This is a genomic window from Kitasatospora sp. NPDC059408, assembly GCF_042751525.1.
Lineage (GTDB): Bacteria > Actinomycetota > Actinomycetes > Streptomycetales > Streptomycetaceae > Kitasatospora.
Genome location: NZ_JBHYWI010000055.1, coordinates 1 through 23,917 on the forward strand (window position 1 = coordinate 1; position 23,917 = coordinate 23,917).

24 protein-coding genes and 1 pseudogene are annotated in these 23,917 nt (G+C 75.2%); 8 read left to right on the forward strand and 17 right to left on the reverse strand.

Annotation, left to right across the window (positions count from 1 at the left end):
- On the forward strand, positions 1–942 hold a 942-nt coding region (locus tag ACFXDE_RS29930), incomplete at its 5' end, for an RNA-guided endonuclease InsQ/TnpB family protein (RefSeq protein WP_380497813.1).
- On the opposite strand, the gene ACFXDE_RS29935 is transcribed toward ACFXDE_RS29930, so the two are convergent.
- The 3 genes from ACFXDE_RS29935 to ACFXDE_RS29945 form a co-directional block, all read right to left on the reverse strand.
- Positions 901–1,554, reverse strand: a complete 654-nt coding sequence (locus ACFXDE_RS29935; protein ID WP_380497814.1) for a GNAT family N-acetyltransferase — start codon at positions 1,552–1,554, stop codon at positions 901–903. The genes ACFXDE_RS29930 and ACFXDE_RS29935 overlap by 42 nt on opposite strands.
- A gap of 77 nt (positions 1,555–1,631) precedes the next feature.
- Positions 1,632–1,946, reverse strand: a complete 315-nt coding sequence (locus ACFXDE_RS29940) for a hypothetical protein (protein ID WP_380497815.1) — start codon at positions 1,944–1,946, stop codon at positions 1,632–1,634.
- Entirely contained in the window at positions 1,943–2,635 is a 693-nt protein-coding gene (locus tag ACFXDE_RS29945; RefSeq protein ID WP_380497816.1) for a hypothetical protein, read from the reverse strand. Before ACFXDE_RS29945 ends, ACFXDE_RS29940 begins: the two co-directional genes overlap by 4 nt.
- A gap of 48 nt (positions 2,636–2,683) precedes the next feature.
- Here ACFXDE_RS29945 and ACFXDE_RS29950 point away from each other — a divergent pair, with 48 nt between their 5' ends.
- The gene (locus tag ACFXDE_RS29950) at positions 2,684–3,310 is read left to right on the forward strand and encodes a hypothetical protein (protein WP_380497817.1); all 627 of its coding nucleotides are present in this window, start codon (positions 2,684–2,686) and stop codon (positions 3,308–3,310) included.
- Positions 3,311–3,331: 21 nt separating this feature from the next.
- Here the strand turns inward: ACFXDE_RS29950 and ACFXDE_RS29955 are convergent, their stop codons facing one another.
- Entirely contained in the window at positions 3,332–4,156 is an 825-nt protein-coding gene (locus ACFXDE_RS29955) for a hypothetical protein (protein WP_380497818.1), read from the reverse strand.
- A 171-nt stretch (positions 4,157–4,327) separates the two neighbouring features.
- On the opposite strand from ACFXDE_RS29955, the gene ACFXDE_RS29960 reads away from it, so the two are divergent.
- Positions 4,328–5,236, forward strand: coding sequence for a VOC family protein (locus tag ACFXDE_RS29960; RefSeq protein ID WP_380497819.1), 909 nt, complete (start codon positions 4,328–4,330; stop codon positions 5,234–5,236).
- 89 nt (positions 5,237–5,325) lie between these two features.
- Here ACFXDE_RS29960 and ACFXDE_RS29965 read toward each other — a convergent pair.
- The 5 genes and pseudogenes from ACFXDE_RS29965 to ACFXDE_RS29985 form a co-directional block, all read right to left on the reverse strand.
- Positions 5,326–5,697 (reverse strand): annotated as a pseudogene (locus tag ACFXDE_RS29965) (nucleoside deaminase); the annotation flags it as partial.
- A gap of 99 nt (positions 5,698–5,796) precedes the next feature.
- Positions 5,797–6,459: an adenylate kinase family protein gene (locus ACFXDE_RS29970; RefSeq protein ID WP_380497820.1), complete on the reverse strand. Its 663-nt coding sequence runs from the start codon at positions 6,457–6,459 to the stop codon at positions 5,797–5,799.
- A gap of 81 nt (positions 6,460–6,540) precedes the next feature.
- Complete coding sequence (locus ACFXDE_RS29975; protein ID WP_380441181.1) at positions 6,541–7,293, reverse strand: dienelactone hydrolase family protein; 753 nt, start codon at positions 7,291–7,293, stop codon at positions 6,541–6,543.
- Between the two features lie 177 nt (positions 7,294–7,470).
- Positions 7,471–9,216 (reverse strand): IS200/IS605 family accessory protein TnpB-related protein, encoded by a 1,746-nt coding sequence (locus ACFXDE_RS29980; RefSeq protein ID WP_380497821.1) that lies wholly within the window; start codon positions 9,214–9,216, stop codon positions 7,471–7,473.
- A 207-nt stretch (positions 9,217–9,423) separates the two neighbouring features.
- Positions 9,424–10,035 (reverse strand): histone deacetylase, encoded by a 612-nt coding sequence (locus ACFXDE_RS29985; RefSeq protein ID WP_380497822.1) that lies wholly within the window; start codon positions 10,033–10,035, stop codon positions 9,424–9,426.
- 689 nt (positions 10,036–10,724) lie between these two features.
- On the opposite strand from ACFXDE_RS29985, the gene ACFXDE_RS29990 reads away from it, so the two are divergent.
- Together ACFXDE_RS29990 and ACFXDE_RS29995 are read left to right on the forward strand one after the other, a co-directional pair.
- Positions 10,725–14,711, forward strand: coding sequence for a Pls/PosA family non-ribosomal peptide synthetase (locus tag ACFXDE_RS29990; protein ID WP_380497823.1), 3,987 nt, complete (start codon positions 10,725–10,727; stop codon positions 14,709–14,711).
- A gap of 108 nt (positions 14,712–14,819) precedes the next feature.
- A complete protein-coding gene (locus tag ACFXDE_RS29995) occupies positions 14,820–15,035 on the forward strand; it encodes a DUF4287 domain-containing protein (RefSeq protein WP_380497824.1) in 216 nt (71 codons plus the stop codon).
- A gap of 184 nt (positions 15,036–15,219) precedes the next feature.
- Here the strand turns inward: ACFXDE_RS29995 and ACFXDE_RS30000 are convergent, their stop codons facing one another.
- The 4 genes from ACFXDE_RS30000 to ACFXDE_RS30015 all read right to left on the reverse strand — a co-directional run bounded on the left by ACFXDE_RS30000 (position 15,220) and on the right by ACFXDE_RS30015 (position 17,843).
- The gene (locus ACFXDE_RS30000) at positions 15,220–15,858 is read right to left on the reverse strand and encodes a flavin reductase family protein (RefSeq protein ID WP_380441193.1); all 639 of its coding nucleotides are present in this window, start codon (positions 15,856–15,858) and stop codon (positions 15,220–15,222) included.
- Between the two features lie 66 nt (positions 15,859–15,924).
- Positions 15,925–16,548 carry a carbonic anhydrase gene (locus ACFXDE_RS30005; protein ID WP_380441195.1) on the reverse strand — a complete coding sequence of 208 codons (624 nt, stop codon included), beginning with the start codon at positions 16,546–16,548 and terminating at the stop codon, positions 15,925–15,927.
- An 81-nt stretch (positions 16,549–16,629) separates the two neighbouring features.
- A complete protein-coding gene (locus ACFXDE_RS30010) occupies positions 16,630–17,274 on the reverse strand; it encodes a PASTA domain-containing protein (RefSeq protein WP_380497825.1) in 645 nt (214 codons plus the stop codon).
- Complete coding sequence (locus ACFXDE_RS30015; protein WP_380497826.1) at positions 17,271–17,843, reverse strand: RNA polymerase sigma factor; 573 nt, start codon at positions 17,841–17,843, stop codon at positions 17,271–17,273. Before ACFXDE_RS30015 ends, ACFXDE_RS30010 begins: the two co-directional genes overlap by 4 nt.
- Before the next feature lie 226 nt (positions 17,844–18,069).
- Here ACFXDE_RS30015 and ACFXDE_RS30020 point away from each other — a divergent pair, with 226 nt between their 5' ends.
- Positions 18,070–18,597: a DUF4232 domain-containing protein gene (locus ACFXDE_RS30020; protein WP_380497827.1), complete on the forward strand. Its 528-nt coding sequence runs from the start codon at positions 18,070–18,072 to the stop codon at positions 18,595–18,597.
- A gap of 1 nt (position 18,598) precedes the next feature.
- Here ACFXDE_RS30020 and ACFXDE_RS30025 read toward each other — a convergent pair whose 3' ends face one another.
- Positions 18,599–19,357, reverse strand: coding sequence for a hypothetical protein (locus ACFXDE_RS30025; RefSeq protein WP_380497828.1), 759 nt, complete (start codon positions 19,355–19,357; stop codon positions 18,599–18,601).
- Positions 19,358–19,424: 67 nt separating this feature from the next.
- Here ACFXDE_RS30025 and ACFXDE_RS30030 point away from each other — a divergent pair, with 67 nt between their 5' ends.
- A complete protein-coding gene (locus ACFXDE_RS30030) occupies positions 19,425–20,354 on the forward strand; it encodes an ADP-ribosylglycohydrolase family protein (protein WP_380497829.1) in 930 nt (309 codons plus the stop codon).
- Between the two features lie 389 nt (positions 20,355–20,743).
- On the opposite strand, the gene ACFXDE_RS30035 is transcribed toward ACFXDE_RS30030, so the two are convergent.
- From ACFXDE_RS30035 to ACFXDE_RS30045, 3 genes are read right to left on the reverse strand one after another with little or no spacing between them, the layout of a single operon-like run.
- A complete protein-coding gene (locus ACFXDE_RS30035; protein WP_380497830.1) occupies positions 20,744–20,950 on the reverse strand; it encodes a hypothetical protein in 207 nt (68 codons plus the stop codon).
- Entirely contained in the window at positions 20,947–21,717 is a 771-nt protein-coding gene (locus ACFXDE_RS30040) for a MerR family transcriptional regulator (RefSeq protein WP_380497831.1), read from the reverse strand. Before ACFXDE_RS30040 ends, ACFXDE_RS30035 begins: the two co-directional genes overlap by 4 nt.
- Before the next feature lie 33 nt (positions 21,718–21,750).
- A complete protein-coding gene (locus tag ACFXDE_RS30045) occupies positions 21,751–23,259 on the reverse strand; it encodes an FAD-dependent monooxygenase (protein WP_380497832.1) in 1,509 nt (502 codons plus the stop codon).
- Between the two features lie 58 nt (positions 23,260–23,317).
- Between ACFXDE_RS30045 and ACFXDE_RS30050 the strand changes: the two genes are divergently transcribed.
- Positions 23,318–23,896: a CGNR zinc finger domain-containing protein gene (locus tag ACFXDE_RS30050; protein WP_380497833.1), complete on the forward strand. Its 579-nt coding sequence runs from the start codon at positions 23,318–23,320 to the stop codon at positions 23,894–23,896.
- Positions 23,897–23,917: the final 21 nt, after the last annotated feature.

The following is a 23,917-nucleotide window of genomic DNA, read 5'->3' on the forward strand; positions in this document are numbered from 1 at the left end:
GCGTTCGCCGGGTTCTTCCGCCGGGTCAAGTCCGGCGAGACGCCCGGCTACCCGCGCTTTCGGGGGGTGAACTGGTTCGACACGGTGGACTTCCCCAAGGACGGGGACGGCTGCCGCTGGGATTCCACCCCGCACGATCCGGTGACCCGCGTCCGGTTCCAGGGCGTCGGGCACGTCAAGGTCAACCAGCACCGCCCGGTGGCCGGCAAGGTCAAGACCGTGTCCGTCAAGCGCGAGGGCAAGCGCTGGTACGTGATCCTGACCGCCCAACAGGGCGAGCCCGAGCCGCTGCCCGCGACCGGCTCCGTGGTCGGCATCGACATGGGCATAGCCAACTTCCTCGCCGACTCGGGCGGCGAGTTCGTTCCCAACCCGCGCCACGGGCGGAAGGCCGCCGCGAAGCTCGAAGCCGCTCAGCAGGCCCTCAGCCGGTTCAAGTGGCGCAGCAACCGCCGCCGCAAGGCCGTCGCCAAGGTCGTCGACCTGCACCGCAAGGTGCGCCGCCAGCGACTCGACCACGACCACAAGACCGCCCTCGGTCTGGTCCGCGCGCACGATTTCATCGCGCACGAAGACCTCAGGATCCGCAGCATGGTCAAGGCTCCCGTGCCGAAGCCCGACCCCGGCCGGCCGGGTGTGTTCCTGCCGAACGGTGCGGCGGCCAAGGCCGGGCTGAACAAGTCGATCAACGATGCCGGTTGGGGGGTGTTCCTCACGATCCTCGCCGGCAAGGCTGAAAGCGCCGGCCGGGAAGTGATCGCCGTGGACCCCCGCAACACCTCCCGCACCTGCCCCGAATGCGGGCACATCGCGGCGGAGAACCGGCCCACACAGGACACCTTCCACTGTGTGGCCTGCGGCCACCGCGCCCACGCCGACACGGTGGGAGCCACCAACGTTCTACGGGCAGGGCTTGTCCGTCGCAACGCCCGGAAGGGTTAGCGAGAAGCCCCCGGCTTCAGCCGGGGGAGGAGTCACCTCTTCCTCCTCCATCTGCGTCTGCGCCGCGCCCCTCACGGCGCGGCACGCCTCCTCGGCCGGCAGGGCGAACACCAGGACCTCGGCCCGCAGACCCCGCTGCCCCACGAACCGGCTCGCCCGGCCCGTCTCCCGGAACCCCGCCCGCCGCAGCATCCGCGCCGACGCGGTGTTGCGCACGTCGCACTCGGCCGTCACCCGCCGCACGCCCCGCGCCCGCAGGTGCGCGGCGACGGCGCCCATCGCCTCGCCGGCGTAGCCGCGGCGCTGGTGCTCGGGCGCCACCGTGATCCCCAGCAGCGCCCACAGGCCGCCGCCGCGGGCCGCCACCGTCCCCACCGCCAGGTCGCCGATCAGCCCCGGGCGCTCCCGCAGCTCGATCGCCCACTGGAAGAACCCGGGCCCCTGCGGCGACTCCGTCCGGTAGCCCGCCACGATCGCCGCCGCCTGCGCCGGGTCGATCGGTGAGCGCCAGCTCTGGAAGCGGGCCACCTCGGGGTCGCTGCGGTAGCGCGCCAGCGCGGGCGCGTCGTCGAGGCGAAAGCGCCTCAGCCGCAGCCGGTCGGTCAGGATCACGGCACCTCCCCGTTCCGGTGGACGCCCGGCCGCTCCGGCCGACACCCGCAGTCCACCAGCCGCCCGTCAACGAGGAGTCAATGCCCGGTCGACGGGCCCCGGCCGCGGGTGCACGGCCCGGGCAGGCGCACCCGGCGCGAGTACACCGGCACGGCGCCGGCGGCCGCACCGGGCTGCGCGAAGCACTCGAGGAGCAAGTCGCCGCGCACGTCGTCGAGTTCGCCGGGCGCCTGCGCCAGCAGCGCATCCGCCCACCCGTCGAGGGACGCCTCCCTCAGCGCGGCGTCCGGAACCCGGGCGAACTCCCCGGGACCCACCGCCGCCCACCCGGGCCCGCCGTCCGCCCGGAACCGCAGCCGCCACCAGTACGCCTGCCAGTACGGCCGCCTCACCGGGACCCGTCCGCCTCCTGCGCCAGGACGCCCTGGGCCAGCACGCCCTGGCCCAGGACACCCTGGGCCAGCACGCCCTGCGCCAGCGGCGCGAACACCAGGCCCCAGTTGCCCGGCAGATGACGTATCGCCGCCGTCAGATGGAAACGCACCACCGCCCACTCGTCGGGCCGCGCCTGCGCGCCGAACTCCCGCACCGCCTCCAGGCAGTCGTCGACGAGCTCCGCCAACTCGTCGTCGTCCCCGTCGTCGTCCCCGCCGGCGAACCCGAGCCCGTCCAGCGCCTCCTGCACCTCCGGCGGCGCCGCCCCGAACCAGTCGTCCCACCCGGTCACCGCGCCCAGCAGGTACAGCAGGTAGCCCCCGGCCTCCGGCAGAGCGCCGCCCAACCGCGCCGAGACGACGTCCCGCTGGGCGTCGTCGCAGCCCAGCTCCGTGTGCCCGGCCGCAGCGGCCACCAGGCCCGCCCAGTGGGCCTCGTCGTGCCGGCCGCTGGTCTGGCGCATGTGCGCGCTCGCGAAGGCGGCCATCGCCCCGGCGTCGTCGAACAGCGGGGAGAGCACCAGGTCGCTGCGGTAGTCGAAGCCGAAGTAGTAGCGGCGCCCGTCCAGCGTGAGCGACTCGATGCCGCCCACGTGACCGACCCGGCCGTCCAGCGGAGCACACTGCGCGAAGAGTTCCCGTTCCATGGCGGGGACCATAGCGCCCGCCGCCGACACCGCTTCTAGACTGGCCAGATGACGGGGAACGAGGGCTTCGGCGGCACGGCGGGACGGCTTGCGGAGCACGCGCACGACCTCCACGCCGCCGACCGCTTCGCGATCGCCGGCATCCCCGTCCCCGAGGACCTCGCCCCGGCGGACCCCGCCGCCGGCACCTGGGTGCCCCACCTCGCCCAGCACGCCCTCGCCCTGCCACCGGCCGCGAGGGGCGAACTGCGCCGCCACCTCGCCGCGCTCCCGCAGCAGGAGCCGGTGCGCCCGCTGCCCGAACCGCGCGCCTACGAGCAGTACCCGCCCGGCCCCGGCGCCGTCCTCATGCGCCGGGCCCGCAACCGCAACCTCAACTGGCTCAACCTGGCCAAGACCCTGTACGTCGTCACCGGCCGCTGCTGGTCCGCCGTCACCTACGGCGGCGTCGGGCGCGGCACCGTGGCGCTCACCCCCGACCTGCTGGCCGACTTCGCCGCCGTGATCGACATCCCCGCCGACCGCCTGGCGGCGCTCACCGGCCTCGAACCGCCCGCCCCCGCGCCGCGAACGGCCACCGCCGGCATCGCCGAACTCCTGTGGGACGCCCGCCGCCTCACCGCAACCCAGCTGCGCCGGGCCACCGACCACGCGCGCGCCCTGCACCGCCCGTAGCCGCCGTAGCCGCCGGGGGCGTCAGGGCCGCGCCGCCCAGTGCTCCTGGGCCTGTGCCCGCACCGCCGCCAGCGCGCGCTCCCGGTCCACCGGCGGCGGCGCGAACCGCCCGCCGCAGGCCCGGACGTGCTCCTCGAAGCGGTCGCGCCAGAACTCCACCGTCCAGCCCGGCCACCGCCCCGCCATCTCGTACGCCTGCGCGCACGCACCCAGCGTCCACCACCCGACCCGGCGCCGCGCCGGATCGACGTGGATCCCGGCCTCGGCCCGTACCCGGCACACCCCGTGGTCCGGGCCGAGCGCCACGCGCTCCAGCAGCGCCGGGCCCTCCCGCACGGGATGGTCGCCGCCGCCCGCCACCAGGTGGCAGCGCTGCGAACCGACCGTCACCACCGCCACCATCGGCTCCGGCTCAGCCAATTCCGCGTCGTCCGCGTCGACCAGGAAACCCGGCGACACCCGCCGCTCCCGGTCCCGGACGGCCTCCGGGTCCAGCCCCAGGTACGTCCGCAGGTCCGCCGGACCGTCGAAGGCCCACCGCACCTCCCACCCCGCCCACGCCTCGCGCAGCAGCTCTAGGGCCGCCGCCCGGTGGAGCATCGTGGTGCTCGGCCCCTCCCACGCGAACACCAGCAGCACCCGCCGCCGGTGGTCGACGAGCGCCGCGCCCTGGCACAGCACGTCGTCCGGCCACCAGTCACCGGGCTGGAGGCCGGGCAGCAGCGCGAGCGCCCGCCCGGGCCCGGCGAGCAGCGCGAGGTCGAGCCCCACCGCCCCGAACCGGGACAGGTAGAGCTCGTGCTCGCCGCTCTCACGGACGACGACGATGGTGCAACGGTCGGCCATCCGCCCAGCCTGGCGCGACGGAGCAGCGCGGCGCCACCGGATTCGCGGTCGCGAGGAGCGGGAAACCGGCCCGCCCGACCGCCTGCTCCGGCGGGTGCACACCCCGATCCGCCAGGACGTGCGGCAGAGTGAGGGAGCGTCCGCACGACACCCGCACCGGAGGACACCGCCGTGCTCTCGACCGACTTTGCCCTCGGCGCACCGAACTGGGTCGACCTCGGCACCCCCGACGTCGAGGCCGCCGCCGCCTTCTACCGCGCCCTGTTCGGCTGGGAGTTCGAGCCGGCCGGGCCGCAGGCCGGCGGGTACGGATTCTTCGTCCTCGACGGCAGGACCGTCGCCGCCGCCGGCCCGCCGACCGAGGAAGGCGCCACCCCCGCCTGGACGCTCTACTTCGGCACATCCGACGCCGACGCCGCCGCCAAGGCCGTCGAAACCGCCGCAGGCACCGTCCGCGTCCCCCCGACGGACGTCTTCGACGCCGGGCGCATGGCCCACTTCACCGACCCCACCGGTGCGGACTTCGCCGTCTGGCAGCCGCGCGCCACCCGGGGCCTGGACACCGTCGCCGCACCCGGCGCCCTGTGCTGGACCGAGCTGTACACCACCGACGCCACCGCCGCCCGCGACTTCTACCGCACCGTGTTCGCCTGGACCTTCCGGGACGTGCCCATGGGCCCCGGCCTGTCCTACGCGACGTTCTCCCCGGCGGGCGACGGACCGCACGGAGAGCAGGGCGGCATCTTCCAGCTGCTGCAGGACAACCTCGACGCCGGCTCGGCCTCCGAGTGGCATCCCTACTTCGCCGTCACCGACTGCGACATCGCCTTCGCCACCGCCACCGGACACGGCGCCACCACCCTCATCCCGCCGATGGACGCCCCGGGCGTGGGCCGCCTGGCCATGCTCACCGACCCGGCCGGCGCCGTTTTCGCCCTGCTCACCCCCCGCGCCGGGGCCGACGGCCTGAGCCCGGGCCCGCCCGCCCCCGCGGCGTTCTCCCGCACCTGCTGCGCCTGTTCGAAGAGGGCGTCGGTGCAGTCGGCCAGTACACCGCCCAGGAGCAGTTCGGGGGCGTAGAAGGTGTCCGCCCGGGCCGTCACCTCGCGGACGGACAGGTCGATCTGGGGGATGCCGGAGCTGCGGATGGCGTCGACGGAGCTCGCCCAGACGATGCGGCGCAGCCCGGCCCAGATCATCGCGCCGGTGCACATCGGGCAGGGCTCGCCGGTGGTGTAGAGGGTGGCGGCGGCCCAGCCGTCGTTGCCGTGCCGGGCGACGTAGTCGGCGATGGCGGCGGTCTCGCCGTGCAGGAGCGGGCTGGAGGCCTTGGCGTTGACGCCGCGCGCCAGGACCTCGCCGGTGTCGGTGGCGACGATGACCGCGCCGAAGGGGTACGCGGGGTTGGTGCGGGCGAGGTCGACGGCCAGCCACATGAACCGCTCGTGCTCGCCGTCGCCGCCCGCGGCACGCGGCGGGGCGGCGGCCGGGAGCGCGGTGCCGGCCAGCGCCTGCAGGATCCGGCGTCGGGCGACGTCCATACGGCCCCTCCTCGTTGGCGGCGTCCCACGCTAGCGGGAACCGGTGCGGGGCGTGGGAAGTCGGCCGATCCGACGTCCCACGCCGTGTGGCCGATGCCTTCAACTTCCGTGGCGGCGAAGTGCGGTGATGGTGTGTCCGGCGATCGCCTCGGGGGTGCCGGTGGCGTCGACCGTGACGAGGAGGCCCTGGGCGGCGTAGTGCCGGGTGAGGGGCTGCGCCCTCTCCTCGTGCTGGGTGAAGCGGGCGCGGACCTTCGTCTCCTCGTCGTCGTCGCGCTGGTAGAGCTCGCTGCCGCAGGCGGGGCAGATGCCGTCGCCGGGCGGGGGGTTGTTCGGCGGCTCGTACGTGTGGGACGCATCGGTGCGGCACAGGCGGCGGTCGGTGTACGGGCGGATGTGGCGTTCCAGTTCCTCCTCGGGCAGGCGCAGGTGCACGACGGCGTCGAGGGGCGTGCCGCGCCGGTGGAGCAGTTCGTCCAGGGCCCGTGCCTGGGTGGTGTTGAGCGGGTGGTTGGTGAGGACGAAGCCTGAAGGGGAGGCCTGGTGCAGGTGGTCCGCGACGATCGCGCTGCTGATCTCGTCCGGGATCCGCTCGCCGGATTTCATGAACTCGTAGGCCCGGCGGCCCAGTTCGGTGCGCTCGCGGAGGTGGGCGCGGATGAGGTCGCCGAAGCCGATGCGGGGCACCGCGAGGGCGCCGGCCAGTGATGCGCCCGGGGATTCCCGCGGCCACGCCGGTGGTTCCAGGAGGACGATTCGCATCGGTCGATCTTGTCAGGCTGCCGCCGTGGAGCGGGAGGGCGGAGTGGGAAGTCGGCCGGGCCGACTTCCCACTCGGGTGCGTTATGCCGTGCCGAGGTGGCGGCTCAGGAAGAGGGCCGGGTCCTCGAAGGCGGGGACGTCGCCGTGGCCGCCGGGGTTGGCGTGCAGGGTCTTCTCCTTGGAGGCGAAGGCGTCGAACAGGCCCAGGGCCAGCTCGCGCGGGACCTCGGCGTCGTCCCACTGGAGCAGGAACTCCACCGGGACGGTGACCTGCCGGGCCGCCGCCAGCAGTCCCTCGTGCGGGATGAACCCGCCGCCGAAGATCGCGGCCCGGATCCTCGGCTCGGCGGCCGCCAGCGGGATGCCGATCGCCGTGCCGAGGGTGATGCCTCCGCCGTAGCCGATCGGTGCGTCGGGGCCGATCTCGGGCAGCCGCTGGAGGGCGTCGAGCGTGGCCCGCCATTCCGGGACGGCGAGTTCGGCGAGGTGGGTGCCGTAGGCGGCGACGATCGGGCCCAGCGGCTCGCCGTCCTGGCGGGCCCGGATCATGTCGGCCCGGGCCCGGTCGTCGACGGCCGTGCGGGGACGCTCCCCGTGACCGGGCGCGTCGATGGCCACGACCGTGTACCCGCAGGTCCGCACGAGGTGCCGGGCGCGGTCGGCCTGGGCCGGGGTCTTCTTGTGCAGTCCGCCGCCGTGGCCCATCAGGACCAGCGGCGCCTGCCGGCAGCCGGCTTCGGGCGACCACAGGACGCCGGGGACCTCACCGAGGAGGAAGTCGCGCTCGCGGACACCGGCGGAGGCGGTGTCGGAAATGAAGTGGAGAGAGGACATAGGAATCACCTTCCGGGACATGCGTCGTTCTCGGCGCTCCCGGCGAAAGACCTATGCCGTGACGGGGAGAGGGAGCACCCACGTGGTTACTGCGTTCACGGGGCCCACCTCCTGACGTGCGGTCACGGTTACGGGAGGGGATGCTAGCAGTCCCCACGGGGCTGCGCGCAACCGTTCCTATTCAGTGAGCAGGAGTGGGTCTTGGACCCACGGTTGATCACTGCGCGCATCCCGAACGGTGTTGGATGCCCGGCTGGTCGCCCGCGTTCTCGTTGTCCCCGTCCGGCTGCGTGCATCGTGTGCACGGTCCGTGGCGGGGTGGCGGGTTTCCTCACGCCTCCGGATGCCCGAGGGGGCCTGGACGGTCCGATGCCCGCGACGATCACTCCGGTCGTCGTGGGGCGGTGCCGTCCGTCGCCGGATCGGGAGTCCGAGGGCGCGTCGCCCGATCGCGATGCTCGCGGCATCGTGCCGGGTGGTTGTGCGGGTGGGCGTGGCGAGTGGCTCCTGCCAGTGCTGCGCGCCCCACCGGGAGGTGTAGGCGGGGTCCACGGCGACGATGACCAGGTCCAGCTCGGCGGCTATGGAGACGAGCCGGGCACGGAGTCTGCCGGTGGGAATGCCCGAGATGAGCTGCCGGAACCGCTTCCTGCGGCCGTGCTTCTCGCGGGTGGTCTCGGCGGTGAAGTCCAGGTTCTCCAGGCCGATCGCCGTGACACCACAGCGCTTCGCCCAGTGGAGGAGCTGCGTGATGGCATGCCGGATCTGAGTGTCGCGGTGGGTGGCCGTGCCCGTCAGGTCGTAGGGGAACCGCTGGGGCTCGCCGACCGGGTTGCCGTGGACATCGAGTCGCCAGCACGCGAAGTGGTCGGCGTTGGTGTCCACGCCGGCCATCCCGGCCGCGCGGGCCGCGGACAGCGGCATGGTCTTCACGACGGGCCGGGTCCAGGAGGCGTCCAGATACCAGCGCCCCCGGGACACGTCCAGGTGGATGCGGTACGCCACCGCCCGGTTGGCCTCGATGCGGTCGGCCCACTCCTGCCCCTGGTGCGGGAATGTCACCTTCGCGGCCAGGACGTACCGGCCGTGCTTTGCGTTCGCCAGGCCGGCGAGCGGGGCGGGCAGCTTGATCGACACCTCGCCGTCCGGGGTGACGCGGATCGTCTCGTTGCCGAACCGCTTGCCGGACTCGCCATCGGCGGCGAGGAACCACCGCGCGCTCTCCCACTTCTCCCGCCACCGGGCCTCGGTCAGATTCGCGGCAGCGAGGTTGTGCCGGGTGCCCAGCAGCTTCCGGCCGCCGCGCACCACACGCACGATGCCGTTGTCGCGGTCGGCGGCGACAGCCGCGCGTCGCTCCTCAAGAACGTACAGACGCCGGGCCTTGACGAACCACTCGTGCCTGGAACGGTATCCGCCGGGCTGCCGCCTGCCACCCTTCTCCCCGATCGGCAGGGACAGGCGGTGGGAGACCGTCCTGATCCCGGCGTCCAGGGAGTCCAGATACGCGGCCTGCCCGCGGCGCGACAGCGCCCACTGGTCGTGTGTGGCCTTGGTGATCGAGCCCGCCCAGCGGGACGACGACGCACCGGTCAGATCCCGCTTTCGGGCCGCCCACGTGGTCGCCGAGTGATCCAGGCCGTCGGCGCACCGGGCCTTGAGATCCCGGGACGCCAGCGAACCGAGGTGCCCGCCGACCAGCCGCAGCACCCTCTCGTCCTCGGGGGTCAGGCCCTTGAGACGGTCACGGACCGTCACACCCGACGGGCCAAGGGAAACGAACGGCGCGTCGATCCGCCGCAGCGGCTTCCCCGGCCCAGTCACGCCAACCCCCTCTCCGTCAGCGCCACCACCCTCACACACGCCACTGACAGTCGCCTCATCCGCCCAACAAGCCATGATCGAAAACAAACTCACGGACACCCATGCGCACGAAAACGACCTCGACCCCCAGCAGTTCACAACCCCTTTTCCTTCCCACGGGATGTCCCCGTGAGCACGCACTGCGAGCCGGTCTTCACCTGCTTCTTGGGGGACGACACCCCCGAACCGGCCCTGGACACCCTGCGCCGGCACCCGCGGCACCCGCGGCGCCGGCGGCACACGGCTGAGACGAACGGGCGGCCGCCGTCAGCCCAGGACGGCCAGCACGTCCCGCTCGCTCCAGTGCCCGGCCGCGCCCGGGCGGGTGGCGAGGTAGGCGGCGCAGCGGCGGGCGCTCCAGCCGTGGGACTGTGCGAGTCCGGCGGCCAGGGTGCGCAGGTAGGGCGCGGTGGGCGGGTTGAGGCGGGCGGCGGCGAGGCCGCCGGGGGCGGTGAAGGTGAGCAGGGGCAGGCCGTCGAGCGTGCCCGCGCGCAGCAGGGTCTCGTAGCGGCCGGGGCCCGTGCGGTCGCGGCCGTGGGTGAGGACGCGGGTGAGGTCGAGGTCGGTTCCGGGGGAGCGGTGCATCTCCTGCGCGGCGACGTCGCCGAACTGGCCGTCCGACAGCAGGTACGCGCGGCAGGGGACGCGGCCCTCGGCGTCCGGGTCGTAGAAGGAGACGCCGCCGCCCCAGGTCGGGGAGTGCCAGGCGAAGTACATCGTCCCGGGCAGGGTCACCGCGGCGTCGCGCCGCGGCGGGCGCGGGTCGCGGCATCCGGGGTAGTGGCGTGCGCCGCCCTCGGGGCGCCCGCCGGCGAGGTAGCAGGCCATGCGGGCGGCGTCCAGGTTCGACCCGTACGCCGCGTACCAGACCAGGCTCACGGACGACGACGCTAGCAAGGGCGGCCGGGAGAAGCGGGGAGGCGGGGAGGTCCGGGGGAGTGCGAGGGGCGGGGGAGGTCCGGGGACGCCCGGTGGGGAGTTCGGGGGGATGTCCGGGAGATCGTCCTGGGCCGGTCCACGGCGTCCCCGGCACCTCCTACGTCGAATGCGTGTACGTCCTGTCGCCGGCCCCCGCGCTTCCCTCACCAATCCCTCACCCGGGCCCCGGGGGCCGCCCCCGGTGCGTTCCCGAAGAGTCCGCCCAGGTCAACGCCGCCGTCACGGTGTGTCGTCCGGGTGAACGGTTCGCACACCCCCGCGGAGGCGGCGCCCCCGCCGCAGCCGGTAGCGTTCCGGTCGCATGGCGTTCATCACTCCCATCCCTCCCGTCACGGCGCCGTCCTCCCGCAGCCGCTACCCTTCACCAGCGAAAACACCCCATAAAGACCGAAATCACATTCGAATCGTTCCCCTGCCGTCCCGTGCGGCACAGATCGTGAGAATTTCCTTTGACCACGCTCCATCTGCATCCGCAGGACTCCCCACCGAGTCATGGTGAAAGAACGTGCTTCCACGGGCGTCACCCCGAGTGACGCCCGTGCGCGTTCGCACCCGCCCACCCCGCGGGTGACGCCGCACCCGAGCCAACAGACCTGACCCAGGAACCGGAGCCGAGGAAACCACCCCCCATGGACGCACGCCAGGACACGGCCGGCCCAGGCACGCTGCACCGCCCCCACCCCGGGTACGCGGCCGCCTGGCCGGTGGCCCAGCCCGCCCACCCGCGCAGCCTGCTCGACATCATCGCCGCCACCGCGGACGCCCACCCCCACGCGCCCGCCCTGGACACCGGCACCCGGGTGCTCGACTACCGCACCCTCCTGCAGGAGGTCGACGCCCTCGCCGGCACCCTGGCCGGCCACGGCATCGGATGCGGCGACCGCGTCGGCGTGCGCATCCCCTCCGGCACCGCCGACCTGTACGTCGCCGTCCTCGCCGTCCTGCGCTGCGGCGCCGCCTACGTGCCGGTGGACGCCGACGACCCCGACGAGCGCGCCGCCATGATCTGGCAGGACGCCCAGGTGTGCGCCGTCATCGGCGCCGGCCACCAGCTGAGCGCCGGCCCCCAGGCCCGCCCGTCGGGCCGCCCCGCCTGGCCCTCGCCCGCCGACGACGCCTGGATCATCTTCACCTCCGGCACCACCGGCCGCCCCAAGGGCGTCGCCGTCACCCACCGCAGCGCCGCCGCCTTCGTCGACGCCGAGGCCCGCCTGTTCCTCCAGCAGCGGCCGCTGGCCCCCGGCGACCGCGTCCTGGCCGGCCTGTCGGTGGCCTTCGACGCCTCCTGCGAGGAGATGTGGATCGCCTGGCGCCACGGCGCCTGCCTGGTGCCCGCCCCCCGCTCCCTCGTCAAGGCCGGCACCGACCTCGGCCCCTGGCTCGTCGAGCGCCGCATCACCGCCGTCTCCACCGTCCCCACCCTGCTCGCCCTGTGGCCCCAGGAGTGCCTGGACGCGGTGCGCCTGATCATCGTCGGCGGCGAGGCCTGCCCCGCCGAACTCGTCGAGCGCCTGGCCACCCCCGGACGCGAGTTCTGGAACACCTACGGCCCCACCGAGACCACCGTCGTCGCCACCGCCGCCCGCATGCTGCCCGGCCAGCCCGTGCGCATCGGCGCCCCCCTGGACGGCTGGGAGATCGCCGTCGTCGACCAGAACGGCCACCCCGTGCCCTGGTACGAGACCGGCGAACTGCTCATCACCGGCGTCGGCACCGCCCGCTACCTCGACCCCGCCAAGGACGCCGAGAAGTTCAGCCCCCACCCCGTCTTCGCCTCCCCGCGCGTCTACCGCAGCGGCGACCTCGTGCGCAACGACCCCGAAGGCCTCGTCTTCGTCGGCCGCGCCGACGACCAGGTCAAGCTCGGCGGCCGGCGCATCGAACTCGGCGAGATCGACGCCGCCCTCCAGGCCCTGCCCGACGTGCGCGCCGCGGCCGCCGCCGTCCGCAAGACCCCCGCGGGCGCCGACCTGCTGGTCGGCTACCTCGTCGCCCGCCCCGGCACCCACCCCGACCTCGCCGCCGCCCGCCAGCTGCTGCTGGAGCGCCTGCCCGCCCCGCTCGTGCCGGTCCTCGCCCTCGTCGAGTCCCTGCCCACCAAGACCTCAGGCAAGGTCGACCGCAACGCCCTGCCCTGGCCGCTGGCCACCACCGGCCGCCAGGACGCCGCGGCCGCCGGCCCCCTGGAGGGCACCGCCGGCTGGCTCGCCGGCCACTGGGAGGCCCTGCTCGGCATGGCCCCCGGCGCCGGCGACGACTTCTTCGCCCTCGGCGGCTCCAGCCTCACCGCCGCCCGCCTCGTCTCCGAACTGCGCACCCGCTACCCCGGCGTGTCCGTCGCCGACCTCTACGCCCACCCCGGCCTGAGCGCGATGGCCGCCCACCTCGACTCCCTCGCACCGCCGCACACCGGCGCCCGCACCCCCGAGGCCCCCGCGCCCCGCCGGCGCGACGTGCGCCGCACCCCCGCCAGCGCCGGCCTGTGGCAGACCATCGCCCTGTTCGGCCTCTTCACCCTCGCCGGCCTGCGCTGGGTCCTGGTCCTCACCGCCCTCGACAACCTCACCGGCGCCCACCTGCCCTGGGCCCCCCACTCCTCCTGGTGGCCCGTCCTCGCCGGCCTCCTCCTCTTCTACAGCGCCCCCGGCCGCACCCTGCTCGCCGCCGCGAGCGCCCGCGTCATCACCGCCGGCATCCGCCCCGGCAGCCACCCCCGCGGCGGCCACGTCCACCTGCGCCTGTGGCTCGCCGAACGCACCGTCGCCCTCTTCGGCGTCGGCGCCCTGCCCGGCACCCCCTGGGCCGCCCGCTACGCGCGCGCCCTGGGCTGCCGCGTCGGCAAGGACGTCCACCTGCACACCCTGCCCCCCGTCACCGGCCTCGCCCGCATCGGCACCGGCGCCGTCCTCGAATCCGAGGCCGACATCGCCGGCTGGTGGCTGGACGGCGACATCCTCCACCTCGGCCACGTCGAGATCGGCGAAGGCGCCCGCGTCGCCACCCGCTCCACCCTCATGCCCGGCGCCCGCGTCGGCGCCGGCGCCGACATCGCCCCCGGCTCCTGCGTCACCGGCACCGTCCCCGCCCGCGAACACTGGCACGGCTCCCCGGCCCGCCCCGCCCCCGAGGCACCCGCCGGCTGGCCCGCCCACCCCGCCCCGCGCGCACGCTCGCGCGCCTGGAACCTCGCCTACGGCACCGGCCTGACCCTCTTCGGCCTCCTGCCGCTGATCGCCGCCGCCCCGGCCCTCGCGATCATCTACCCGATGATCGACGCCGACCGCACCCTGGGCCAGGCCATCCTCCAGCTCCTGCCCCTCACCATCCCCCTGACCGTCCTCACCCTCTTCTGCCACGCCACGCTCATAGTCCTGGCCGTGCGCCTGTTCTCCCGCCCCCTGCGCCCCGGCCACCACCCCGCCCACGGCAAGGTCGCCTTCTGCGCCTGGGCCGTCCACCGCCTCACCGACACCGCCCGCCGCACCCTCTTCCCCCTCTACGCCAGCCTCTTCACCCCGCTGTGGCTGCGCCTGCTCGGGGCGAAGATCGGCCGGCGCGTCGAGGCCTCCACGGTCCTGTCCCTGCCCGGCCTCATGCGCGTGGACGACGGCGCCTTCCTCGCCGACGACACCCTCGTCGCCCCCTACGAGGTCCGCGCCGGCTGGCTGCACCTGGGCCCCGCCCAGGTCGGCAAGCGCTCCTTCGTCGGCAACTCCGGCATCGTCGGCCCCGGGCGCCACCTGCCCGACAACTCCCTCGTCGGCGTCCTGTCCGACACCCCCGCCCACGCCCCCGAGGGCTCCTCCTGGCTCGGGCGCCCCGCCTTCGCGCTGCCCCGCGTCGCCGACACCGGCGGCGAGGCCCGCACCTACGACCCGCCCCGGCGCCTGATGTGGGCGCGCGCCGGCGTCGAGCTGTGCCGCCTGCTGCCGATCGTCCTGGCCGTCGTCCTCGGCGACTTCGTCCTCGCCGCCTTCCAGGAGATCCGCGACGACTACGGCGTGCCCACCGCCATCGCCACCGGCGGACTGGTCCTCGCCCTGGCCGCCGTCATCGCCTGCGCGCTGACCACCGCCGCCAAGTGGCTGCTGGTGGGCCGCTTCCGCACCGACGAGCACCCCCTGTGGTCCTCCTTCGTGTGGCGCAACGAGCTCTACGACACCTTCGTCGAGGAACTCGCCATGCCCTTCGGCGGCTCCAGCATCACCGGCACCCCCTACCTCAACCTGTGGCTGCGCAGCCTGGGCGCGCGCATCGGGCGCGGCGTGTGGTGCGAGACCCACTGGCTGCCCGAGAGCGACCTCGTCACCGTCGAGGCCGGCGCCAGCGTCAACCGCGGCACCGTCCTGCAGACCCACCTCTTCCACGACCGCGTCATGCGCCTGGGCACCGTCCACCTCGGCGCGGGCTCCACCACCGGGCCGCACTCCATCGTGCTGCTCAACTCCGCCCTGGGCGAGGGCAGCACCGTCGGCCCGGCCTCCCTGGTCATGCGCGGCGAGAACGTCCCCGGCTCCACCCGCTGGCTCGGCAACCCCGTCGCCGCCTGGAACGCCGACCCCACCCCGCCCGCCGGCCGCCGCGCCGGCCGGGGAAGGCGCCGCGCCACGGTGTGACGCGAGTCACGCGCGTGAAGCGATGAGTGCGCGGTGCGATCACGGTCCTACCCCGTGAAACGCACCGCGCACCGCTATTTGTGTGCCACCCCGGAAGGACACCGCACCATGACCGCCACCCCCGTGAAGGGCCCCGCCGCCTACTTCCCGTCGATCGAGAAGAAGTACGGCCGCCCCGTCGCCGAGTGGAAGGACCTCATCCGCACCTCCCCGCTCACCAAGCACATGGAGCTCGTGGCCTGGCTCAAGACCGAGCACGGCCTGGGCCACGGCCACGCCAACGCCCTCGTCGCCCACACCCTCGCCGAGAGCGCCGGCGCCTGAGCGGGCCTGAGCGGGCCTGGGCGGGCCCTTGAACGGCGGCGGGGCCGGGGCCGCCTCCGGCACGATCGGATGGAAGGCGGCCCCGGCCCCGGCACGGGCGGGCATCGACATTGGCGCCCGTGCGGTGGTGCCGGGACCCATTCGACAACTTCAACAGCTGTTGAAGTCAACCCCGGACACTCCGTCAGGCCCGCGCGGGCGCCAGCCGTCCCGGCATCCGCCAGCCCTCCGCCAGGCGCGAGGGCGCAAGGCGCCGCCCGTCGCCGAAGAACTCGCAGAACTTCATGATCAGCGGGTCCCAGCCGACCGGGTCCACGTAGTGGTCGCTGCCGGGCACCAGCAGCCGCTCGTCCACGTGCGCGCGCACCACCTCCACCTCGAAGGCGGTGCACCGCTCGTTGCCCGCCAGCGGCGTGGCCGCCGCCAGCCGGCACTCCAGCTGCACCGGGCACTCCGCCGCGCGCGGCGCCCGCACCAGCTCCCCGGGCAGCTCGGTCAGCCCCGCCGCCTCGAACTTGCGCGGCTCGTAGCGGTAGCCCTGCTCCCGCCGGTACTCGGAGACGACCGGATTGCCGGTCAGCAGCGCCAGCCGGTCGACGGCGTCGACCATCGCGGACGAGGGCAGGTTGAGCACGCACTCGCCCTCGCGCAGCAGGTTCGCGGACGTCTGCGCGCTGTTGCCCAGCCCCAGCAGGCACGAGTGGCCCAGCCACCACGCGGACGACATCGGCGCCAGGTTCGCGCTGCCGTCCGCGTTGCGGGAGCCGATCAGCACCACCGGGGTGCCGAAGTAGAGGACCTTGAGATCGGTGACCTTGTGCATGCCCCCGACTCTGCCGCCGCCCCGCCGCCCGCGCTGGCGGGGATCGGACACGGCGCTCGGGAGCCGCTAGAGGATGTCGCCGTGGGTGGCGACCATGCGGGCCTGGCCGTCGGTCAGGCGGTAGGACAGGCCCACCACGCCCACGCTGCCCTCGGCGACCTTCGCCGCCAGCACCTGCGAGCGCTCCAACAGCAGGTCCACGCTCTGACGGATGTGCTCGTCGACGATCGCGTCCGGGTCCTCGATGCCCGCCGCCCTGGCCGACACCACGCTCGACGTCACCCGCTCCACCACGTCGCGCACGAAACCGCCCGGCAGCCGGCCCTCGTCCACCGCGTCCAGGGCCGCCGCCACCGCGCCGCACGAGTCGTGGCCCAGCACGATCACCAGCGGGCAGTCCAGCACGCTCACCCCGTACTCGATGCTGCCCAGCACCTCGGGACCCGCCACGTGCCCCGCCGTGCGCACCACGAACAGGTCGCCCAGACCCTGGTCGAAGATGATCTCGGCCGCCAGGCGCGAGTCAGAGCAGCCGAACAGCACCGCGAACGGGCGCTGCGCCGGGGCGAGCGCGGCCCGGCGCCCGGCGTCCTGGTTGGGGTGCTCGGGGGAGCCGGCGACGAACCGGGCGTTGCCCTCCAGCAGCGTCTGCAGGGCGTGGCGGGGGCCGGATATCGGGGAGGAGATCATGCCAGCACCCTAGATCGCCCCCGCCCGCACCCGCAGGGCGGGGGGCTGCGGCGCAGGCCGGCGGCCCGGGCGGCCCGCAGGTCAGCCCGCCGGCCGGCCCGTGGAGACGACCAGGCGCACCGTCGAACCCGCCGGGACCACGGCGCCGGCGAACGGCCCCGTCGACACGACCCTCCCGGCGGGCACGTTCTCGTCCGCCACCTCCTGGACCTCCCCGCGCAGGTCGGCCTCCCGCAGCACCTCCATGGCCGCCTCCCGGGTGAAGCCCGTGAGCGCGGGGACCGTCACCGGCGGGCCCTGCCTGGTGGGCATGGGCTCGGGCGGCTTGGCGAGCGGCGAGACGAGATAGGGGATGCCGTCGGACGGGGCGGCGGGGCCCGGAAGGTAGGGGGTCGGAAAGAGCTGCTTCGGGGTTGCCGGTGCTGCCGGGGTGGCCGCGGGCGGGGACGAGGGTGGCGGCGCGGACGGGGAGGCGGCCGGGGCCTGAGCCGCCGGGCGCCCCCCGGCGCCCGGCGCAGACGGGGAGGCGAACAGCAGCCCGCCCGCCACGACACCGGCCGCCACCGCGACGGCCACCGCCCCGCCCACGGCGGTGCGCCGGCGCGCGGTGCGCCGCACGATGGCGGCGGAGTCGACGGCGGGGACGGGCACGCGGTCGGCGAAATCGGTCATGGCGGCGAGCAGCTCCGTCTCGAACTCGGGATCGGGGGGCGGCAGTCGGGTCATGGGGCACCTTCACGCGAAGTCGAGGCAACGGGCGGCGAGGAGAGGGGCGGGTCCTCCTGGCGGGGCAGGACCTCGCGCAGCCGGGCCAGCCCGCGCGCGAGTTGGGAGCGCACCGAACCCGGCGAGATGTCCAGCGCCTGCGCGATCTCCCGGTCGCCCAGGTCGTGCAGGTAGTACAGGACCACCACCGTGCGCATCCCCATCGGCAGCGTGTGCAGCGCCGCGACGAGCTCCTCGCGCAGCTCCACCGACCGGTAGGCGTCGCGCGGATCGGCCGGCTCCCGGTACCCGGACGGCGCCAGCGGCGCGGTGCGCTGGCCCGGGCGGTTCAGGCGCCGGTGGCGGTCGTTGGCCAGGTTGACCAGGATCCGCCGCACGTACGCCTCCGGCGCGTCCGAGGCGGCCACCTTCCGCCAGTGCCGGCACGCCCGCTCCAGCGTCTCCTGCACCAGGTCCTCCGCCGCGTGCGCGTCTCCCGTCAGCACGTACGCCGTGCGGAACAGCGCCCCCGACCGCTGCTCCACGAAAGCGGCGAAGCCGATCCCGGGAGCGGCCCTGCGCAGCCTCACCCGTCGCCCCCGTTCTCCGTTGGCCGTCGCCCGTTGTCCTGGCATTGCGTCATGACTGCGCCGGGGCGCGTTCTGCTGCACGGCATAGGGTGAATGTGGCGCAGCTCACATTCCTTCGGCTGTGCCGGGGACGGGGGCAACCGGCGGGCCCCGCGCGGTGTCTTCGTCCCCGACGGCGGGCGGGCGGTGACGGCCCGTCGCCCGTCCCGACGATCCGGGGGATCCGATGCGCTCGCGCTTGCTGCCGATGGTGGCCGTGTCCGCACTGCTGACGTCCTGCGGCGCCGGCACGACGGCCGGCGTGTCCGCCGCCGGGACGGCGAACTGCCGTGCCGCGGACCTGACGTGGACGCTCACCCTGCTCACCGCCGAGGGCACGACCGCGCCGGACCCGGCGAACGCCGAGCTCGCCGCCGTCAACTCCGGCACCCGGCCCTGCGCCCTGGCCGGCTACCCGAAGCTGGAGCTCCACCGGGGCAAGGGACCGCAGGCCCGGGGGAGCGGCGAGGGCCGCCCGGCCGCGGTGACGCTCGGCGCGGGCCGGGCGGCGGTGTTCGCGCTGCGCTGGCCCGGGACGGACGGCAAGGGCACCAGCGGCACCTGCACCCCGCGGGTCACCACCGCCACCGCCACGGTGGCCGCCCCGGGCGAGGCCGCCGCCGTCCGCGTCCCGGTGACGGACCGCAGCGGCAGGCCGGCCGAGGCCACCGTCTGCGGCCCGGAGGTCCGCATGAGCCCGCCCGTCACCCGGTAGGTCAGGTGGCGGCGGGCAGGTGACGGCCCGCGGCGAGGGCGGCCACCGTGCGCAGCCGCCGGTAGTAGGCGGCGCAGTACTCCTCGTTGAGCCGGGGCATGATCGCGTCGAGGTCGGCGATGCACGCCCACAGCACGGCGGCGCCGTCGCCGTCGAGGCCGCCGTTCAGCTCCTGCATGACCAGCCCGGCGACGTTCGCGTCGAGGAGGACCAGGTCCACGCCGTCGACGTCCACGCCGCGGAAGCTCTCGGGGAACGGCGTCTCCAGGTGCGCCTCCCACAGCCGGTCGAGCCGCTGCACGGGCGGCGGCGGTGCGGGGCGCAGGAGCAGGCGGACGGCGTCGAAGACGGCGCGCACCAGGGCGACGGCCCGCTCCGGGCCGACGGCGCCGCTTGTCACGGCGCCCTGCGCGAGTTGCTCGCGCAGCCGTACGGCGCGGTCGAGTTCGGCGGCGAGGCCGGGGGCCAGGAGCCCTGCGGCGGCGGCCCGTTGGACCCGGACCCGCAGCGGCTCGTCGGCGTCCGCGGGTTCGGCGAGGACGTGGTCCAGGGCGAACAGGCCGTGCGTGACGGCGACGGTCGCGAACTCGTAGCGGTGGTAGGAGTGCCGGATCAGCTCGCGGGAGGTCTCCAGCGCGCTGGCGACGTGCATCGGAGTGCCGTCGGGTACCACCAGGTCGCCGATCAGGGCCTGCATGCCCGCGTAGTCCGGGGCGGCGCCCCACGAGCGCGGGTCGGGGGCGGGGGAGGGGGCGGTCATCGGGGCAGTCTCGCCCCCGGCGGCCTGAGGTGCCACCGGATTCGCCGGGCCAAGGGAGGATGGGGACATGACGACTCGTCCGCCCGTGCCCGTGGCCGCTCGTGACGCGCTGGAGGGGCTCGCCCTCGGGGACGCGTTCGGGGAGCGGTGGTTCCCGCTGTTCCGTGCGGCCCCGCAGGCCTACCGGGACATCCGGGCGCGCCGCACGCCCGAGGAGTCGCCCTGGCACTGGACGGACGACACGGCGATGGCCCTGTCCGTCCACCGGGTCCTGACCGTGCACGGCACCGTCGACCAGGACGCCCTCGCCGCCGCCTTCGGCGCCACCTACCTCGCCGACGCTTACCGCGGCTACGGCGCCGGCATGCACCGCCTGCTGCCCGCCCTCGCCGGCGACCCGTCCTCCTGGCGCACCCGCACGCGCGAACTCTTCGACGGCCAGGGCAGCTTCGGCAACGGCGCCGCGATGCGGGTCGCGCCGCTGGGCGCGTGGTTCGCCGGCGACGCCGAGGAGGCCGCCCGGCAGGCGGCGCTGTCGGCCGAGGTCACCCACGCCCACCCCGAGGGCGTGGCCGGGGCGGTCGCGGTGGCCGTCGCCGCCTGCCTGGCCGCCGCCTCGCGCGGCGGCCCGGCCCCGGACGGCGAGGAGTTCCTGAAGCAGGTCCTGCGGCACACCCCCGCGGGCGAGGTCCGCAACACCCTGGCCCTGGCCTGCGCGGTGCGCCCCGACGCCCGGCCCTGGCGCGCCGCCGACCTGCTCGGCAACGGGCAGCGCGTCAGCGCCGCCGACACCGTCCCCTTCGCGCTGTGGTCGGCCGCCGCGCACCTCGACAGCCTCACCGACGCCCTGTGGAGCACGGCCGAGGGCCTCGGCGACGTCGACACCACCTGCGCCATCACCGCCGGCACGGTCGCCGCCCGCACCGGCCTCTCCGGCGCCGACCCGCTGTGGCTCCAGCGGCGCGAGGCGCTGCCGGGGTGGGTGGGGGAGGGTTGACGCTCGTCCGGGCACAACGGGTGGACCCGTGTGCCGGGCCGTCGGCGCAGTGGGCGCCGTGACACACCCGACGCCGCCTCGTCCCCGGCCCCGTCCTCGCCCGAACACCTCGGCCCCCGGGCGGCCGGCCGGGGCGATGCGGGGCCGGTGGCCGGCGACGGGCCGCCCGTTCCCGGTCCTGCACACCGAGCGCTTTGCCCGGGCTCTGGCCGGGACGCTCACCGATCCCGGGCTGCGCGCCCTGCCGCTGACCTGCGGCATCGACCAGCGAGCGACAGCACGGACCTCCTGGGGCGGCCGGAGGCCGTCGTCGGGCCGTGAACGCCCGGGCGGGACGGTCGGGTCCCCGGCTCCCCTGTGGCCGGGGCGGGCGGCCGTCCCGCCCGGGGTCAGTTCCCGGGCCCGTCGGAGCGGCCCAGGCGTATGTAGGTGACCAGGGCCTGGACGAGCAGGGCCAGCGCCACCGCGGGGACCACCGGCCAGGGCACCACGTGGGCCATCGCCAGGATGGTCAGGAGCAGCAGCGCGGGGAACAGCACCGGCAGCACGGAGATGACGGCGGCGCGCACCCGCACGCGCCTGGGCATGGTGCTCATGCGTCACCCCGGCGGGCGAGGTCGAGGAAGTCGGCGAGGTCGCGCCACTGGTCGGCGGGGGCGTCGCTCTGGCCGGAGACGGCGGCCGGGTCCTCGCGCCAGGCGCCGCGCACGGCGCCGGACAGGGCGCGGTCGCCGCCGGAGAACAGGGCGCCCAGTTCGTCGATGCGCCGCACGACGCGCTGGACCTCCTGGCCGGCCGGGTCGGCGCCGGCCCGGCGCAGGGCCTCGGCGCGCCGGTAGAGCTGGGGCCACTCGATGTCGAGGTAGTAGTGGGCGGCGGGGCCGAGCGCGGCGGCGTGGTCGCGCAGGGCGTCGATCTGGTCGTCGTCGAGGTGGCGGCGCAGCGCGGGTTCGGTGCCGGGGGTGCCGGCGCCGCGCATGGCCTGCAGGACGCGGATGAGGGCGGCGGTGTCGGGGGTGCGTTCGGCGGCGAGTTCGCCGTGGATGTGGGCCAGGCGCTCGCGCAGCGCGGTCAGGGAGGCGAGGGCGGCGTCGATGCCGACGAGGTGTTCGCCGACCAGGCGCAGCGGGTCGATGCCGGCGTCCAGGCAGGTGGCGACGGTCTCCAGGCCGAGGCCGAGGCGGCGCAGCGCCAGGACGAGGTAGAGGCGCACCACGTCCTGTTCGGTGTACTCGCGGTGTCCGGAGGGGGTGCGGCGGGAGGGGCTGAGGAGGCCGATGTGGTCCCAGTGGTGCAGGGTGCGCACGGTCAGCCCGCTCGCTTCGGCGAGTGGGCCGACCTTCCACGTCTGTTCGGAGGTCATGGCGTAACGATGCCTCCTGACGTCGGGTGAGGTTCAAGCCCGCGGTGCCGACAGGATTGCGCGCAGGACGGTGAGCAGGTGGGTGTCGTCGGCGGGATCCGTCGGTGCCTGCCAGGCGATGTGGCCGTCGGGGCGCACGAGGACGGTGTGGTCCAGGGGTGCGGTGCGGACGGTGACGGGCAGGCCGGCGGCGGTGGCGGCCGCGGCCTGGCGCCGGCGGGCGCCGTCCGGGTGCGGGGTGAGGAGGGTGAAGCCGGGGCCGACGAGGTCGAGCGTGGAGCGGCCGTCGGGCAGGGGGCGGTGGGGCAGGCGGGCGCCGGGGCCGCCGTCGGGGTGGGTGCGCTCGGGGTCCACGGGCGGGCGCGTCCGGCTCCCGGCGACGGCGGTGGAGCGGTAGGCGGCGGTGAGCAGCAGCTCGTCGTCGATGCGGTAGCTGGTGCGGGCGCGGGAGTTGGCGAGCGACAGCTCGGTGACGGCGAGGGCGACGGGGCGGCGTTCGTCCTGGTAGGTGTCCAGCAGCGCCCGGCCGGCCGTGCCGTCCAGGACGGCGGCGAGCTTCCAGGCGAGGTTGTCCGCGTCGCCGATGCCGGTGTTCATGCCGTGCCCGCCGGTGGGCGGCATCACGTGGGCGGCGTCGCCCGCCAGCAGGACGCGCGAGCGGCGGTAGGCGGTGGCGGTGCGGGCGTCGCAGCGCCAGGTCGTGGTGTCGCGGACGGTGACCGGCAGGTCCGCCAACCCGGCCGCGTCGCGCACCAGTCGGGCCAGGCGGTGGTGGTCCGCGCGCAGGGCGGCAACGTCGTCCTCGGCGGGGTCGTACGGGTGCTGGTAGATCCACTGCCGGTCGTTGTCGACGGCCAGGAAGCCGCCGCGGCCGGGGGCGGTGAGGAAGTAGGAGGCGCTGGCCCGGTCGGCGACCACCGGCCCCAGCGGCGCCTCGAAGCGCACGCTCAGGAAGTGGCCCAGGCCCGTGAGCCCCTCCATGGCGATCCCGGCCCCGGTGCGCACCGGGCTGGAGGCGCCGTCGCAGCCGACCAGCCACTGCGCCCGCACGGTGCGGCGCTCCCCGCTGTCGCGGTCCTCCAGGAGTGCGTCCACGCCGTCGCCGTCCTGGGTGAACGACACCAGGCGGGTGGCGAAGCGGACGGAGCCGGGGGCGAGTTGGCGGGCGCGGCGGGCCAGGATCGTCTCCAGCACGTCCTGCGGGCACAGCAGCCCGGGGGAGGGGGTGCGCTCGGCGCCCTCGCCGGCAGCGGGGGCGAGGCCGGTGCGCACGAAGTCCGGGTCGACGAGGTCGCGGCCGCGGTAGAAGTACACGTGCGAGGACGGCAGCCCGGCCCGGCGCACCTCCTCCTCCAGGCCCAGACGCCGCAGGACCTCCATCGAACGGGCCGACACGCCACGGGCCTTGGGGTGCAGCGAGGTGCCCGGACGGGCCTCGACGAGCAGGTGCTCCACGCCGTACCCGGACAGCAGCAGCGACAGGGCCAGCCCGACCGGGCCCCCGCCGACCACCAGGACGGGCGTCGTCTCGGGGATGCGCATGCGGGGCCCTCCATCTTTCGTAACGCTTAACTGGTTGTTTTGACGTTACCATCGTGACGTGGAGAACGATCAAGCGAATAACCCCGAGGCCCCCGGCGACCCCCGGGACGACCGCCCCCGCGGCCTGTACTTCCTCACCGACCTCGCCAACGCCGTCCGCGACGACCCCGACCTGCCCGCAGCCGACCTCCGGGCCCTGCTCGCCCGCCACGGCGGCCCCGAGCTCATCCGCACCGACGCCGACGCCGACGCCCGCGAACTGCGCACCGCCACCGCCCACCTGACCCGCATCCTCGACCTCGACGACCAGGACGCCGCCGCCGACGCCATCAACGCCCTCCTCGACCGCCACCCGCCCCGCCCCCGCCTCGTGCGCCTGCCCGGCCGCCCCTGGGCCCTGCACACCCAGGCACCCCCCGACGCCGGTCCCACCCACTGGCTGCTGTCCACCGGCGCCCTCGCCCTCGGCCTGTGGCTCACCGAACGCGGCCGCTGCGCCTGGGGCCGCTGCGCCGCCGACGGCTGCGGCCGCTACTTCATCGACACCGGCCGCCGCACCCCCCGCCGCTACTGCAGCCCGCGCTGCGCGACCCGGGTGCGCGTGGCCGCCCACCGCACGCGGCGCTCGGACGGCTGACGGCTGACGGCGGGCGGCCTT